The sequence below is a fragment of the Pseudomonas sp. MRSN 12121 genome (assembly GCF_000931465.1).
Lineage (GTDB): Bacteria > Pseudomonadota > Gammaproteobacteria > Pseudomonadales > Pseudomonadaceae > Aquipseudomonas.
Window position 1 is genome coordinate 5,326,965 of the sequence record NZ_CP010892.1, and the last position, 15,160, is coordinate 5,342,124.

Below are 15,160 nucleotides of genomic sequence, written 5' to 3' on the forward strand. Positions count from 1 at the left end.
GCAGTGAGGATTTTTTACGCTACCGCGTCTTCTTGTTCGTCTAGTTAGCAAACGTCTCTCGTTCTCAGTCACCTTCGTTTTCACTGCCCAAGGACATCGTCATGACTTCCCAGGACTCCACCCAGCGTCCGAGCCTGCGCTCCCAACGCCTGAACCAGATCACCCATGAACCCCATGCCCGGCTCGACGCCCTGGTCAAGGCCCACGCGCCGTTCGAAAGCACCAGCAGCTACGCCCGTTTCGTCGTCGCCCAGTACCTGTTCCAGTCGGAACTGGTGGCGCTGTACAACGACCCGGCGCTGATCGCCATCGTCCCGGACCTGGCACAACGCTGCCGCGCCGAGGCGGCCAAGGCCGACCTGGCGGACCTGGACACCGAAGTACCGGCCCCGGTGGCTGGCGCGGTGCACAACCCGAGCAAGGCCGAGGCCCTGGGCTGGCTGTTCGTCTCCGAAGGTTCCAAGCTGGGCGCGGCCTTCCTGATCAAGCGCGCGGTGGGCCTGGGCCTCGGCGAAACCTTCGGTGCCCGGCACCTGGGCGAGCCGGCCGGCGGTCGCGCCGAGGGCTGGAAAACCTTCACCCGCATCCTCGACGGCCTGACGCTGAGCGCCGAAGAAGAGGCGGCCGCGGACAAAGGCGCGCTGGATGCCTTCAACCGCTTTACCGTGCTGCTGGAAAAGGCCTACGACACGGCGCCCGAACTGGCCTGATTTTTTCGCCGGCACCTTCGTTCCTGTAAGGAAGGCGTAGACTCACGCCAGCGACAGGAATGCCTGTGCCGGCGTCAGCCGTTTTTCCACCCTTTGTGGCTTGAGCCCCGGGCTCTTCCCCTCATCATCGAACCCATGACCGGCAAACCCCGCTCCTCGTCCAAAGCCTCGCGCCTGTTCTTCGGGTGCCTCGCCTATGTCAGCCTGGCCATCGGCCTGATCGCCATCGTCGTCCCCGGCCTGCCGACCACCGAGTTCGTACTCCTGGCCGCCTGGGCCGCGACCAAAAGCTCGCCGCGCCTGAGCGCCTGGATGGAAAACCACCGGCTGTTCGGCCCCATCCTGAGCAACTGGCGCAACGGCCGGATCATCAGCCGCCGGGCCAAGGTCAGCGCCACGGTCAGCATGCTGCTGTGCGCCGGGCTGATGCTGGGCCTGCTCACCCATCACTGGACGATGTACCTGGCCCTGGCCGGCATGGGCCTGGGCAACCTGTGGATCTGGTCCCGCCCCGAGGCTCTGCCCCAGGCCTCCTGAGCCCACTCGCCGCCCACCTCTGGCTGCCGCGCCCTGCGAGACAGCGCCTGTTTCCCGCGCCGCACATGGCAGTTTCATGACCGTTCATCAGATTTTTCTCAGGCAAATGCCGCCCAAGCCGATGTTCCGGGCATGGCGCTGAATGGACTTGGCGACCGGAGTCACTGACTCATCGCTCATCACCCGTCCATTCGCGAGATCGCCCTATGTTCGACGCTCTGTCCATTCGCCTGAAAATCGTACTGTTGTCCGGCCTGTGCCTGCTCGGCGTGGTGGGCCTGATTGTCGGGATGAACATCTACCAGAGCGACCAGAACGACCACCTGGTCAGCAGCTCCAGCTCGCGGATGCTCACCGACAGCGTGCAGAACCTGTTGCAGGCACGGGCCGCCGAGCAGGCGGTACGGGTACAGAAGACCTTTGGCGAAAGCCTGCTGGTGATCACAGCCCTGGCCGACCAGATCAATGACTTGCGGGCCATGGCCAACAAGCGCTCGCTGGATGCCCCGGCCCTGCGCGAAGAACTCAACCGCAGCCTGAAGACCGCCTTCGAGCGCAACACCAAGGTGCTGGGCATCTGGCTCGCCTTCGAGCCCAACGGCCTCGACGGCAAGGACAACGAGTTCGTCAACGACGCCGCCCGCGTCTCCAACGAAGCCGGGCGCTTCGCCAGTTACTGGAGCCGCGCCGGCGGCACCGGGCTGAACACGGTGATGGTCGAAGAGGACATGAACAAGACCACCCTGAGCGTCAGCGGCGTCCCCTACAACAGCTGGTACACCTGCCCGCGCGACGGCAAGCGCACCTGCCTGCTCGACCCCTACGCCGATACCGTGGGCGGCAAGCTGATGCTGATGACCACCATTTCCCTGCCATTGCTCGCCGACGGCAAAGTCATAGGCGTGGTCGGCGTGGATATCGCCCTGGATGCGCTGCAGGGCGCGGCGGCCGACTCCCAGCGCGGCCTGTTCGACGGTGCCGGGCATATGCTGATCGTCGCCGGCAGCGGCATCCTTGCCGCCTACAGCAACGATGCGAGCAAGGTGGGCAAAGGCATTGCCGAGACCCTCGGCGCCGAAGGCAAGGAGGTCCTGCAACTGCTGGCCGGCAATACCCCGAAAATCCTCAAGCAGGGCGACCTGATCCGCGCCGTTTACCCGGTCAGCCCGATTGCCGACGCCCGCCCCTGGGGCGTGGTGATCGACCTGCCCGAGCAGGTGCTGCTGGCCGACAGCGTGAAACTGCAAAGCGTACTCGACGAGGCCCAGACCCAGGGCACCCTGGTGTCGCTGCTGGTGGCGGCCGCCGCTGGCGTGCTCGGCCTGCTGCTGATCTGGCTGACCGCCTCCGGCGTGACCCGGCCGATCAACAGCGTCGCGCAGATGCTCAAGGCCATCGCCAGCGGCGACGGCGACTTGACCCAGCGCCTGGACTACAGCAAGCAAGACGAGCTGGGCGAACTGGTCGGCTGGTTCAACCGCTTCCTCGACAAGCTGCAACCGACCATCGCCCAGATCAAGCAGAGCATCACCGACGCCCGTGGCACCGCCGACCAGTCCTCGGAAATCGCCCGCCAGACCAGCGAAGGCATGCAGGTGCAGTTCCGCGAAATCGACCAGGTGGCCACCGCGTCCAACGAAATGAGCGCCACCGCCCATGACGTCGCCAACAGCGCCTCGAACGCCGCCAACGCCGCCCGTGGCGCCGATCAGTCGGCCAAGGAGGGCATGACCATCATCGAGCGCAGCACCCGCGACATCGGCACCCTGGCCGAGGAAGTCAGCAAGGCGGTGGTCGAGGTCGAGGCGCTGGCGGTCAACAGCGAGCAGATCGGCTCGGTGCTGGAAGTGATCCGCAGCATCGCCGAACAGACCAACCTGCTGGCCCTCAACGCGGCCATCGAGGCGGCGCGGGCCGGGGAAAGCGGCCGCGGCTTCGCCGTGGTCGCCGACGAGGTGCGCAACCTGGCCAAGCGTACCCAGGACTCGGTGGAAGAAATCCGCCAGGTGATCGAGCGCATCCAGAGCGGCACCCGCGGCGTGGTGGCGACCATGCATTCGAGCCAGGCCCAGGCCCAGAGCAACGCCGGGCAGATCCAGCAGGCGGTGCAGGCCCTGGGCCGGATCAGCGACGCGGTCACGGTGATCAGCGACATGAACCTGCAGATCGCCAGCGCCGCCGAAGAGCAAAGCGCGGTGGCCGAGGAGGTCAACCGCAACGTCTCGGCGATTCGCAGCGTGACCGAATCCCTCACCGAGCAGGCCACCGAATCGGCCCAGGTCAGCAGCCAGCTCAACGCCCTGACCACCCAGCAGATGAAGCTGATGGACCAGTTCCGCGTCTAAGCCTGCCTTTGTAGGAGCGAAGCTTGCTCGCGATGCACCCGGGGGCGCCGCATTCAACCAGTGAGTGCGCGTCTTCGTTGACGGCCATCGCGAGCAAGCTTCGCTCCTACGGATAAGCGTCGCGCCGTGACAGGGCTGCGGCGCCGCGCGGTTTTGCTCTATGCTGCCCCCTCTCTTGCGGAGGGCCTGCCATGACCGATCTACTGTCGTCTGTCCAAGCCGCGCTTGGCTTGCCTCATACCCCGATTGCCCTGACCTCGGAGGGCGCACTACCCTCGGCCTTCGCCGTCACCGAACTGGCCAGCGCCAGCATCGCCGCGGCCGGCCAGGCCACGGCCGGACTGCTGCTGGAGCAGACCGGGCGCCTGCCCGGCCTGAGCGTCGACCGGCGCCTGGCGTCCTTCTGGTTCGCCACCTCCCTGCGCCCGCTCGGCTGGCGCGTACCGCCCCTGTGGGACCCGGTCGCCGGCGACTACCCCAGCCAGGACGGCTGGATCCGCCTGCACACCAACGCGCCCCATCATCGCCAGGCGGCCGAACGGGTACTGGGCCAGGCCGCGGATCGTGCGGCCATGGCCGCCAGGGTGGCGCAGTGGAAGGCGCACGACCTGGAGCAGGCGGTGGTCGAGGCAGGCGGTTGCGCCGCGCAGATGCGCAGCTGGAACGAGTGGCAGGCCCATCCCCAGGGGCAGGCGGTGAACGCCGAGCCGCTGGTGCATTTCCTCTCCCGGCATGGCGACACCGCCCTGCCCTGGCGCGGCTCGCCGGCACGCCCCCTGGCCGGGATCGGGGTGCTGGACCTGACCCGGGTCCTGGCCGGCCCCATCGCCAGCCGTTTCCTCGCCGGGCTGGGCGCCGATGTGCTGCGTATCGACCCGCCGCACTGGAACGAGCCCGGCGTGGTGCCGGAGGTCACCCTGGGCAAGCGCTGTGCCCGCTTGAACCTGCACGACGCCGCCGATCGCCAGGTGTTCGAACACCTGCTGGCACACGCCGACCTGCTGTTGCATGGCTACCGCGCCGATGCCCTGGAACGCCTCGGCTATGGCGCCGCCGAGCGCCAGCGCCTGGCCCCGGGGCTGATCGACGTGAGCCTGAACGCCTATGGCTGGAGCGGCCCCTGGCAGAAGCGGCGCGGCTTCGACAGCCTGGTGCAGATGAGCTGCGGCATCGCCGAGGCCGGCCAGCGCTGGCAGCAGGCCGATAAACCCTGGCCACTGCCGGTGCAGGCCCTGGACCACGCCACTGGCTACCTGATGGCCGCCGCGGCGATCCGCCTTCTCGCCGAGCGCCTGAAAACCGCGGCCGTCGGCAGCGCCCGGCTGTCGCTGGCGCGCACCGCAAAACTGTTGTTCGAGCATGCCCCGGATGGCACCGAAGCCGCCCTGCGCGCCGAAGACCCGGACGATCAGGGGCTGCTGGTGGAACAGACCCCATGGGGGCCGGCCCATCGCCTGCGCGTGCCCTTGCACCTCAGTGGCACGCCGCTGCAATGGGACCTCCCCGCCAGCGACCTCGGCGCCCACCGCCCGCAGTGGCAAGCCCTGTAGCCCTGTAGCCCTGTAGCCGCTGCCGAGCACCAGCGAGGCTGCGATCGAGGACGCAGTCCTCGCCAAACCTGCCCATGCGGTGTGCCTGACGTAACGCGTGGCCTGATTTGCGTCCGCTTCGCGGCCGATCGCAGCCTCGCTTACGCTCGGCAGCGGCTACAGAATCACAGGATCGCAGGAATTACGGGATCACAACGCCGTCCACAAATGCTGCGCCGCATACCCGCGCCACGGGCGCCAGGCCTCGGCGCGGGCCAGCAATTGGCGGGCATTGACCGGCTCGCCTTCGAGCGCCGCCAGGGCGTTGATCAGGCCCACGTCCGCCGCCGGGAACGCATCCGCCTCGCGGAACTGGCGCAGCGCCACATAGTGCGCGGTCCAATCACCCACGCCCCACAGCGCCAGCAAGGCCGAAAGGCTGTGTTCGAGGCTGGCCTTGGGCGCAAACAACTGCGGGTCGTCGAGCGCTGCCTGGGCCAGCCCCGACAGGGTTCGCCCACGGCTGCGCGGCATGCCCAGGCTCGCCAGGTCGGCGCCGGCCATCTGCGCCGGCTCGGGAAACACATGGCTCAACCCCGCGGGCGCCCCCACCGCCGCCAACGGCTGGCCGTAGCGCGCCACCAGCTTGCCCGCCAGGCGAATGGCCGCGCCGACCGTGATCTGCTGCCCCAGCACCGCGCGCACCGCCAGCTCGAAACCGTCCCAGGCCCCAGGCACCCGCAACCCCGGCCGCGAGGCAATCAGCCCCGCCATCAGCGGGTCGCTGCACAGGTGCCGGTGGATGGGCGCAAGGTCGGTATCCAGGTCCAGCAGGCGGCGGATGCGCGCGACGATCGAAGTGCGGGCTTGCGGGTCGGGAAAATACAGTTGCAGATCCAGGGACGGCGCCAGCGCATCGGCATCGCCCGGCCCCACGCTGAACCAGCCATGCACGCCAGCGAGGCCGATGCTGCGCGAGTAACTATTACCCTCGACCCGCTCCAGCCCCTCGATGGCCCGCGCCTGGAGAAACCCCAGCATCGCCGGCCAGTCGTAGGGCGGTCGATAGGCCAGCCTCACAGCGACAGCACGCCACTGTACAAACCGTAGGCAGCCAGCAGGGCACCGGCGACCACGCAGGTGAAAATGCCCTTCTCGATCCCGGTGAACAACAGCTCGCCCTGTTCGCGCTTGGCCTTGGCGAACAGGATCACCCCGGGGGCATAGAGCAGCGCCGAGAGCAACAGGTACTTGACCCCGCCGGCGTACAGCAACCAGATCGCGTAGCACAGGGCGACGCCACCGATCAGCAGGTCTTTCATGCGTTCGGCCGAGGCGTGCTCGTAAGTCTCGCCACGCCCGCTGAGCAGCACCGCATAGGCCGCCGACCACAGGTAAGGCACCAGGATCATCGACGACGCGAGGTAGATCAGGCTGGTGTAGGTCCCGGCGGAAAACAGCGTGATCAGCAGGAACACCTGGATCATGCTGTTGGTCAGCCACAGGGCGTTGACCGGCACATGGTTGGCGTTCTCCTTTTTCAGGAAGGCCGGCATGGTCCGGTCGCGGGCGGTAGCGAACAGGATCTCGGCACACAGCAGCGCCCACGACAACAAGGCGCCGAGCAGCGACACCGCCAGGCCGACGCTGATCAACAGCGCGCCCCAGGGCCCGACTATGTGTTCCAGGACCGCCGCCAGCGACGGGTTCTGCAGGGTCGCCAGTTCCGGCTGGCTCATGATCCCCAGCGACAGCACGTTCACCAGCACCAGCAGGGCCAGCACGCCGATGAAGCCGATCACCGTGGCCCGGCCGACATCCGCGCGCTTCTCGGCCCGGGCCGAATAGACGCTGGCGCCTTCGATACCGATGAACACGAAGACCGTGACCAGCATCATGTTGCGCACCTGGTCCAGCACGCCGCCGAAGTTCGGATTGCTATGGCCCCAGATATCGCGGGTGAAGATATCGGCCTTGAACGCCACCGCGGCGATCACGATGAACATCACCAGCGGCACGATCTTGGCCACGGTGGTCAGCAGGTTGATGAACGCCGCTTCCTTGATCCCGCGCAGCACCAGGAAATGCACGGCCCACAACAACACCGAGGCGCAGGCGATAGCCACCGGGGTATTGCCCTGGCCAAACACCGGAAAGAAATAACCGAGGGTGCTGAACAGCAGGACGAAGTAACCGACGTTGCCCAGCCAGGCGCTGATCCAGTAGCCCCAGGCGGACGAGAACCCCATGTAGTCGCCGAACCCCGCCTTGGCATAGGCGTACACCCCGGAATCCAGCTCGGGCTTGCGGTTGGCCAGGGTCTGGAACACGAAGGCCAGGGTCAGCATGCCCACGGCGGTGATCGCCCAGCCGATCAGGATCGCCCCGGCATCGGCCCGGGCCGCCATGTTCTGCGGCAAGGAAAAGATCCCGCCGCCAATCATCGACCCCACCACCAGGGCGATCAGGGCGCCGAGCCGCAGTTTCTGTGTGGTTTGTGACATGCCTACCTCTGCGTCCGGTCAAATTGTCCAACAACAAAACTAGATGCAATTAGTTGCCTTGAACACGCCGGCAATGAACTAAAAGAGTCAATTATTCATCGTTTCCGGCCTCACCGACATGACGCCGATCAGAACTTGCTGAATGACTTGGCTTTTCTTCTCGAATAAAAGCCAGTTGCCATCAAGGCAGCTCGCCGCCTTATAACTTTTTAACTAGTTGCACATTCCTGAAAGCGGTCTAGTTTCAATCTGGCATCAATGAGAAGCCCTGTCATCCAGCCTTCCAGGCCTTCTGCAACACAGCTTCCAGGCATCCTGCCTGCTATCGCAAAGACTGCTTAAGTCATTCATTCACAATGGAATGTAGCGATGACCTGATCTAAGTCAGCTGTTTGAATCCCGTGCAGATCTACTCTGACGTCTCTCTTCTCCTGCAATGGAGTTATGCAATGTCTGACACTCCCGGAAAACTACGACTGGGTGCGCTAGTCGCCTTGGTAGTTGGCTCGATGATTGGCGGCGGGATCTTTTCCTTGCCACAAAACATGGCCGCAAGTGCTGATGTAGGCGCAGTTCTTATTGGTTGGGCGATTACCGCCGTCGGTATGTTGACGCTGGCGTTCGTGTTCCAGACCCTGGCCAACCGCAAGCCCGATCTGGATGGCGGTGTCTATGCCTACGCCAAGGCCGGTTTCGGCGACTACATGGGGTTCTCGTCCGCCTGGGGCTACTGGATCAGTGCCTGGCTGGGCAACGTGGGGTACTTCGTACTCTTGTTCAGCACCCTCGGCTACTTCTTCCCGCTATTTGGGGAGGGGAATACCCCGGCCGCGGTGATCGGTGCCTCGCTGCTGCTGTGGGCCGTGCATTTCCTGGTGCTGCGCGGGATCAAGGAAGCGGCGTTCATCAACCTGATCACCACGGTCGCCAAGGTGGTGCCGCTGCTGCTGTTCGTGCTGATCGCGCTGTTCGCCTTCAAGCTGGATATCTTCACCGCTGACATCTGGGGCTCGATGAACCCGGACCTGGGCAGCGTGATGAACCAGGTGCGCAACATGATGCTGGTCACCGTCTGGGTGTTCATCGGCATCGAGGGCGCGAGCATCTTCTCCTCCCGCGCGGAAAAACGCTCGGACGTGGGCAAGGCCACCGTGATCGGCTTCATCACCGTGCTGCTGTTCCTGGTGCTGGTGAACGTGCTGTCGCTGGGCATCATGACCCAGCCGGAACTGGCGAAGCTGCAGAACCCTTCGATGGCCGCGGTGCTGGAGCATGTGGTCGGCCACTGGGGCGCGGTGCTGATCAGCGTCGGCCTGATCATCTCGCTGCTGGGGGCGCTGCTGTCGTGGGTCCTGCTGTGCGCGGAGATCATGTTCGCCGCCGCCAAGGACCACACCATGCCGGAGTTCCTGCGCAAGGAGAACGCCAACCATGTGCCGGTCAACGCCCTGTGGCTGACCAATGCCATGGTGCAGATCTTCCTGGTCATCACCCTGTTCTCGGCCAGTACCTACCTGTCGCTGATCTACCTCGCCACCTCGATGATCCTGGTGCCTTACCTGTGGTCGGCGGCCTACGCGGTGCTGCTGGCGGTACGCAGCGAAACCTACGAAGCAGCCCTGGCCGAACGCAAGAAAGACCTGTTGATCGGCGGCGTCGCCCTGCTCTACGCGATCTGGCTGCTGTACGCCGGCGGGGTCAAGTACCTGCTGCTGTCCGCCCTGCTCTACGCCCCCGGCGCGATCCTGTTCGCCAAGGCCAAGCTGGAACTGGGCAAACCGATTTTCACCAACGTCGAGAAGCTGATTTTCGCCGCAGTGGTCATAGGCGCCCTGGTGGCCGCCTACGGGCTCTACGACGGCTTCCTGACTCTGTAACGCAAGATTGTTCCCATCTCTGGAGGATCACTGTAATGACCACGGAAAAAGTTAAGTACGGCGTCCATTCCGAAGCCGGCAAACTGCGCAAAGTCATGGTTTGCTCCCCAGGCCTGGCCCATCAGCGGCTGACTCCGAACAACTGCGACGAGCTGCTGTTCGACGACGTGATCTGGGTCAACCAGGCCAAGCGCGACCATTTCGACTTCGTCACCAAGATGCGCGAGCGTGGGATCGAAGTCCTGGAAATGCACAACCTGCTGACCGATACGATCCAGAATCCCGAAGCCCTGAAATGGATCCTGGACCGCAAGATCACCCCCGACACCGTCGGTGTCGGCCTGACCAACGAAGTGCGCAGCTGGCTCGAAGGCCTGGAGCCGCGCAAGCTGGCCGAGTTCCTGATCGGCGGCGTGGCCGGCGAGGACCTGCCGGACAGCGAAGGCGCCAGCGTGATCAAGATGTATCGCGACTACCTGGGCCACTCCAGCTTCCTGCTGCCGCCGCTGCCCAATACCCAGTTCACCCGTGACACCACCTGCTGGATCTACGGCGGCGTGACGCTGAACCCGATGTACTGGCCGGCCCGCCGCCAGGAAACCCTGCTGGCCAGCGCCATCTACAAATTCCACCCCGAATTCACCCAGGCCGACTTCGAAGTCTGGTACGGCGACCCCGACAAGGATCACGGCCAGGCCACCCTCGAGGGCGGCGACGTGATGCCGATCGGCAATGGCGTGGTGTTGATCGGCATGGGCGAACGGACCTCGCGCCAGGCCATCGGCCAGCTGGCGCAATCCCTGTTCGCCAAGGGCGCGGTGGAAAAAGTGGTGGTGGCGGGCCTGCCGAAATCCCGCGCGGCGATGCACCTGGACACCGTGTTCAGCTTCTGCGACCGCGACCTGGTCACGGTCTTCCCGGAAGTGGTCAAGGAAATCGTGCCGTTCGTCATCCGTCCCGATGGCAGCAAGCCCTACGGCCTGGACGTGCGACGGGAGAACAAGTCGTTCATCGAGGTGGTGGCCGAGTCCCTGAACCTCAAGCAACTGCGCGTGGTGGAAACCGGCGGCAACAGCTTCGCCGCCGAACGCGAACAATGGGACGACGGCAACAACGTGGTGGCCCTGGAACCCGGCGTGGTCATCGGCTACGACCGCAACACCTACACCAACACCCTGCTGCGCAAGGCCGGCGTGGAAGTGATCACCATCAGCGCCGGCGAACTCGGCCGCGGCCGCGGCGGTGGCCACTGCATGACCTGCCCGATCGTGCGCGACCCGATCGACTACTAAACGCGCCTTATCCGACATAGCAGCTTGCCGTCGCCTCCACAAAGGGCCTCGGCAAGTGGACGACCGAAATCTAGGAGATCCATCATGGCTTTCAATATCCACAACCGTAACCTGCTGAGCCTCGAACACCACACCGAACGCGAGCTGCGCTACCTGCTCGACCTGTCCCGCGACCTCAAGCGCGCCAAGTACACCGGCACCGAGCAGCAGCACCTCAAGGGCAACAACATTGCGCTGATCTTCGAGAAAACCTCGACCCGTACCCGCTGCGCCTTCGAGGTCGCCGCCTATGACCAGGGCGCCAACGTCACCTACATCGACCCCAACTCGTCGCAGATCGGCCACAAGGAAAGCATGAAGGACACCGCCCGGGTCCTGGGGCGCATGTACGACGCCATCGAGTACCGCGGCTTCAAGCAGGAAATCGTCGAGGAGCTGGCGAAATTCGCCGGGGTCCCGGTGTTCAACGGCCTGACCGACGAATACCACCCGACCCAGATGATCGCCGACGTGCTGACCATGCGCGAGCATGCCGACAAGCCGATCCACGACATCAGCTACGCCTACCTGGGCGACGCCCGCAACAACATGGGCAACTCGTTGCTGCTGGTGGGCGCCAAGCTCGGCATGGACGTGCGCATCTGCGCGCCCAAGGCCCTGTGGCCGCATGACGACCTGGTCAACCGCTGCAAGAAATACGCGGAAGAAAGCGGCGCCCGCATCACCCTGACCGAAGACCCGAAAGCCGCGGTCAAGGGCGTCGACTTCATCCATACCGACGTCTGGGTGTCGATGGGCGAGCCGGTCGAGGCCTGGGCCGAGCGCATCCAGCAACTGCTGCCCTACCAGGTCAACGCCGAACTGATGAAGGCCACCGGCAACCCACGGACCAAGTTCATGCACTGCCTGCCGGCGTTCCACAACAGCGAGACCAAGGTCGGCAAGCAGATCGCCGAGCAGTATCCGCACCTGGCCAACGGCATCGAAGTGACCGACGACGTGTTCGAGTCGCCGGCCTGCATCGCCTTCAAGCAGGCGGAAAACCGCATGCACACCATCAAGGCGATCCTGGTCTCGACCCTGGCCGACCTGTAACCACCCCGCCCGGGACCTTCTCCCGGAACCTGTAGGAGCGAGGCTTGCCCGCGATGGCGTCAGACCCGACACCACCTGATCGCAGGCAAGCCGCGCGCCCACCGGATCAACGAATTCTGGAAGGAATGCATTATGCGTATCGTCGTCGCATTGGGCGGCAACGCCCTGCTCCGCCGTGGTGAACCCATGACCGCGGACAACCAGCGCGCCAATATCCGGATCGCCACCGAACAGATCGCCAAGATCCACCCCGGCAACCAGCTGGTCATCGCCCACGGCAATGGCCCGCAGGTCGGCCTGCTGTCGCTGCAGGCGGCCGCCTACACCTCGGTCTCGCCTTACCCGCTGGATGTGCTGGGTGCCGAAACCGAAGGCATGATCGGCTACATCATCGAACAGGAACTGGGCAACCTGCTGGACTTCGAAGTGCCCTTCGCCACCCTGCTGACCCAGGTCGAAGTCGATGCCAAGGACCCGGCGTTCCAGAACCCGACCAAGCCCATCGGCCCGGTCTACGCCAAGGAAGAGGCAGAGAAGCTCGCCAAGGAGAAAGGCTGGACCATCGCCCCCGACGGCGATAAGTACCGCCGCGTGGTCGCCAGCCCGAAACCCAAGCGCATCTTCGAGATCCGGCCGATCAAGTGGCTGCTGGAAAAAAGCAGCATCGTGATCTGCGCCGGCGGCGGCGGCATTCCGACCATGTACGGCGAGGACGGTAAGCTCAGGGGCATCGAAGCGGTGATCGACAAGGACCTGTGCTCGGCGCTGCTGGCCGAACAGCTGGAAGCCGACCTGCTGGTGATCGCCACGGATGTCAACGCGGCCTTCATCGATTGGGGCAAGCCGTCGCAGAAGGCCATCGCCCAGGCGCATCCGGACGAAATGGAGAAGCTCGGTTTCGCCGCCGGCTCCATGGGGCCCAAGGTCCAGGCGGCCTGCGAGTTCGCCCGCCACACTGGAAAAGTCGCGGTGATCGGTTCACTCTCGGACATCGAGGCGATCGTCCAGGGCAAGGCCGGTACGCGCATCAGCACCGCCCAGTCCGGCATCAGCTACCGCTAAGAGAAATCCAGGGCGCAGGCCCCTCGCCTGCCCCTCTCCCATTCTGGAAGGAGAGACCCATGGCCCAGTTCGAACCCGGTCATTTGCACATCGAGCGACACGCGCTGAACAAGGATGATGTCAGCTACAACATCTGCATCGACTATCAGGTCGCGCAGGATCCCAAGGAAGGCAAGGGGATGCAGTTCAAGATGCACGGGACGATTCAGGGCAAGGAGCTCAACGAACCGTTCTTCCTGCCCAAGGACCAGGCCTACAACTTCGCCAGCAACGTGACGAAGATCGCCGAGAAATACGGGATTCCCAAGGCCCTGAGCAGCATCGGCTCGTTGCACAAGTACTACGACGCGATGTTCGAGGATGTGCGGGCGCAACTGGACATGAAATCCGGTGACCCGGTAAAACCCGAACACCTGGAGTGACCCCCTCCCCCCGCGGCCCGCGTACTTGTAGGAGCGAGGCTTGCCCGCGATAGTCGTCAACGATGACGCGGGCAGCCTGATACCCCCGCAGCGTCCTTGAGTTCATCGCGGGCAAGCCTCGCTCCTACAAGAAGCCCCGCGGACCGCACGGCGGATTTCACCAAACCCCATCCTCCAAGGCATACTGGCCACCCTCCGTTTTCCAGAACGTTCGACCGCCCCATGCGCATCCACGTCAGTTTCATCGACCGAGTCGGTATCACCCAGGAAGTCCTGGCCCTGCTCGGTGGACGCAACCTCAACCTGGATGCGGTGGAGATGGTGCCCCCCAACGTTTATATCGATGCGCCGACCCTCAGCCCGCAGGTGCTCGACGAGCTGCGCGACGCGCTGTTCAGCGTGCGCGGCGTACAGGCGGTGACCGTGGTCGACATCCTCCCGGGCCAGCGCCGCCACCTGCAACTCGACGCCCTGCTGGCGGCGATGACCGACCCGGTGCTGGCCCTGGACAGCGCCGGCAAGGTGCTGCTGGCCAACCCCGCGCTGATCGCCCTGTACGGTCGCGAACCGGCCGGGGAAAGCGTGGCCGAGCTGTTCGACGACCCGGCGCTGCTGGAAACCCTGCTCGAACAGGGCTTTCGCCTGCCGCTGCGGGAAATTGTCCTCAACGGCCAGACCCTGCTGCTGGACGCCACGCCGATCACCGACGCCGGCGCGCTGCTGACCCTGTATCAGCCGAACCGTATCGGCGAGCGCCTGTCGGCCTTGCATCACGACCACGCCGAAGGTTTCGACGCGCTGCTCGGCGAATCCCCGGCCATTCGCACCCTCAAGGCCCGCGCCCAGCGCGTCGCCGCGCTGGATGCGCCGTTGCTGATCCAGGGCGAGACCGGCACCGGCAAGGAGCTGGTGGCCCGAGCCTGTCACGCCATCAGCGCGCGCCACAACGCGCCGTTTCTCGCGCTGAACTGCGCCGCCCTGCCGGAAAACCTCGCCGAAAGCGAACTGTTCGGCTACGCCCCCGGCGCCTTCACCGGCGCCCAGCGCGGCGGCAAGCCGGGGCTGATGGAACTCGCCAACCAGGGCACGGTGTTTCTCGACGAGATCGGCGAAATGTCTCCCTATCTGCAGGCCAAGCTGCTGCGTTTTCTCAACGACGGCAGCTTCCGCCGGGTGGGTGGCGACCGTGAGATCAAGGTCAATGTGCGGATCCTCAGCGCCACCCACCGCGACCTGGAAAAGATGGTCGCCGAGGGCAGCTTTCGCGAAGACCTGTTCTATCGCCTGAACGTGCTGAATGTGGAAGTGCCGCCGCTGCGCGAGCGTGGCCAGGACATCCTCCTGCTGGCCCGCTACTTCATGCAGCAGGCCTGCGCGCAGATCCAGCGTCCGGTCTGTCGCCTGGCGCCGGGCACCTACCCGGCGCTGTTGGGCAACCGCTGGCCCGGCAACGTGCGCCAGTTGCAGAACGTAATCTTCCGCGCCGCAGCGATCTGCGAAAGCAGCCTGGTGGACATCGGCGACCTGGACATCGCCGGCACCTCGGTGGCGCGCCAGAACGACAGTGAAGTCGAAAGCCTGGAACAGGCCGTCGAGGAGTTCGAGAAAAGCCTGCTCGAAGGTCTCTATGTCAACTACCCCTCGACCCGCCAGCTCGCCAGCCGCCTGCAGACCTCCCACACCGCCATCGCCCATCGCCTGCGCAAATACGGGATTCCCAACAAGCCCTGAGGCAGAGCGCTCTGCTGCTTCTGTTTCTGCTTTTGTAGGAGCGAAGCTTGCTCGCG

At 65.0% G+C, this 15,160-nt stretch carries 12 protein-coding genes; 10 read left to right on the top strand and 2 right to left on the bottom strand.

What is annotated here, in order from left to right:
- Window positions 1-101 precede the first annotated feature (101 nt).
- The 4 genes from TO66_RS24130 (at window position 102) to TO66_RS24145 (ending at window position 5,142) form a co-directional block, all read left to right on the top strand.
- Window positions 102-710: a biliverdin-producing heme oxygenase gene (locus TO66_RS24130; RefSeq protein ID WP_044464632.1), complete on the top strand. Its 609-nt coding sequence runs from the start codon at window positions 102-104 to the stop codon at window positions 708-710.
- A 135-nt stretch (window positions 711-845) separates the two neighbouring features.
- On the top strand, window positions 846-1,247 hold the full coding sequence (locus tag TO66_RS24135) for a YbaN family protein (protein ID WP_044464633.1): 402 nt from the start codon (window positions 846-848) through the stop codon (window positions 1,245-1,247).
- Between the two features lie 206 nt (window positions 1,248-1,453).
- Window positions 1,454-3,592 (top strand): methyl-accepting chemotaxis protein, encoded by a 2,139-nt coding sequence (locus TO66_RS24140; protein WP_044464634.1) that lies wholly within the window; start codon window positions 1,454-1,456, stop codon window positions 3,590-3,592.
- Between the two features lie 191 nt (window positions 3,593-3,783).
- The gene (locus tag TO66_RS24145) at window positions 3,784-5,142 is read left to right on the top strand and encodes a CoA transferase (protein ID WP_044464635.1); all 1,359 of its coding nucleotides are present in this window, start codon (window positions 3,784-3,786) and stop codon (window positions 5,140-5,142) included.
- Window positions 5,143-5,331: 189 nt separating this feature from the next.
- Here the strand turns inward: TO66_RS24145 and TO66_RS24150 are convergent, their stop codons facing one another.
- Together TO66_RS24150 and arcD (TO66_RS24155) are read right to left on the bottom strand one after the other, a co-directional pair.
- The gene (locus TO66_RS24150; protein ID WP_044464636.1) at window positions 5,332-6,201 is read right to left on the bottom strand and encodes a DNA-3-methyladenine glycosylase; all 870 of its coding nucleotides are present in this window, start codon (window positions 6,199-6,201) and stop codon (window positions 5,332-5,334) included.
- Window positions 6,198-7,625: an arginine-ornithine antiporter gene (gene arcD / locus TO66_RS24155; protein ID WP_044464637.1), complete on the bottom strand. Its 1,428-nt coding sequence runs from the start codon at window positions 7,623-7,625 to the stop codon at window positions 6,198-6,200. The genes TO66_RS24150 and arcD (TO66_RS24155) overlap by 4 nt, the downstream gene beginning before the upstream one ends.
- A 449-nt stretch (window positions 7,626-8,074) precedes the next feature.
- Between arcD (TO66_RS24155) and arcD (TO66_RS24160) the strand changes: the two genes are divergently transcribed.
- The 6 genes from arcD (TO66_RS24160) (at window position 8,075) to TO66_RS24185 (ending at window position 15,104) form a co-directional block, all read left to right on the top strand.
- Complete coding sequence (gene arcD / locus TO66_RS24160; RefSeq protein WP_044464638.1) at window positions 8,075-9,502, top strand: arginine-ornithine antiporter; 1,428 nt, start codon at window positions 8,075-8,077, stop codon at window positions 9,500-9,502.
- 35 nt (window positions 9,503-9,537) lie between these two features.
- Window positions 9,538-10,794 carry an arginine deiminase gene (gene arcA, locus TO66_RS24165; RefSeq protein ID WP_044464639.1) on the top strand — a complete coding sequence of 419 codons (1,257 nt, stop codon included), beginning with the start codon at window positions 9,538-9,540 and terminating at the stop codon, window positions 10,792-10,794.
- Between the two features lie 84 nt (window positions 10,795-10,878).
- Window positions 10,879-11,889, top strand: a complete 1,011-nt coding sequence (locus tag TO66_RS24170) for an ornithine carbamoyltransferase (RefSeq protein WP_044464640.1) — start codon at window positions 10,879-10,881, stop codon at window positions 11,887-11,889.
- Between the two features lie 132 nt (window positions 11,890-12,021).
- On the top strand, window positions 12,022-12,951 hold the full coding sequence (arcC, locus tag TO66_RS24175) for a carbamate kinase (RefSeq protein WP_044464641.1): 930 nt from the start codon (window positions 12,022-12,024) through the stop codon (window positions 12,949-12,951).
- 59 nt (window positions 12,952-13,010) lie between these two features.
- The gene (locus TO66_RS24180) at window positions 13,011-13,373 is read left to right on the top strand and encodes a DUF5064 family protein (protein ID WP_044464642.1); all 363 of its coding nucleotides are present in this window, start codon (window positions 13,011-13,013) and stop codon (window positions 13,371-13,373) included.
- Window positions 13,374-13,595: 222 nt separating this feature from the next.
- Window positions 13,596-15,104 carry a sigma-54-dependent transcriptional regulator gene (locus TO66_RS24185; RefSeq protein WP_044464643.1) on the top strand — a complete coding sequence of 503 codons (1,509 nt, stop codon included), beginning with the start codon at window positions 13,596-13,598 and terminating at the stop codon, window positions 15,102-15,104.
- Window positions 15,105-15,160: the final 56 nt, after the last annotated feature.

Coding starts and splice junctions, on each gene's coding strand:
- TO66_RS24130 (WP_044464632.1), top strand. CDS start 102: ATGACTTCCCAGGACTCCACCCAGCGTCCGAGCCTGCGCTCCCAACGC.
- arcA (WP_044464639.1), top strand. CDS start 9,538: ATGACCACGGAAAAAGTTAAGTACGGCGTCCATTCCGAAGCCGGCAAA.
- TO66_RS24135 (WP_044464633.1), top strand. CDS start 846: ATGACCGGCAAACCCCGCTCCTCGTCCAAAGCCTCGCGCCTGTTCTTC.
- TO66_RS24185 (WP_044464643.1), top strand. CDS start 13,596: ATGCGCATCCACGTCAGTTTCATCGACCGAGTCGGTATCACCCAGGAA.
- TO66_RS24180 (WP_044464642.1), top strand. CDS start 13,011: ATGGCCCAGTTCGAACCCGGTCATTTGCACATCGAGCGACACGCGCTG.
- arcD (WP_044464638.1), top strand. CDS start 8,075: ATGTCTGACACTCCCGGAAAACTACGACTGGGTGCGCTAGTCGCCTTG.
- TO66_RS24170 (WP_044464640.1), top strand. CDS start 10,879: ATGGCTTTCAATATCCACAACCGTAACCTGCTGAGCCTCGAACACCAC.
- arcD (WP_044464637.1), bottom strand. CDS start 7,625: ATGTCACAAACCACACAGAAACTGCGGCTCGGCGCCCTGATCGCCCTG.
- TO66_RS24145 (WP_044464635.1), top strand. CDS start 3,784: ATGACCGATCTACTGTCGTCTGTCCAAGCCGCGCTTGGCTTGCCTCAT.
- TO66_RS24140 (WP_044464634.1), top strand. CDS start 1,454: ATGTTCGACGCTCTGTCCATTCGCCTGAAAATCGTACTGTTGTCCGGC.
- arcC (WP_044464641.1), top strand. CDS start 12,022: ATGCGTATCGTCGTCGCATTGGGCGGCAACGCCCTGCTCCGCCGTGGT.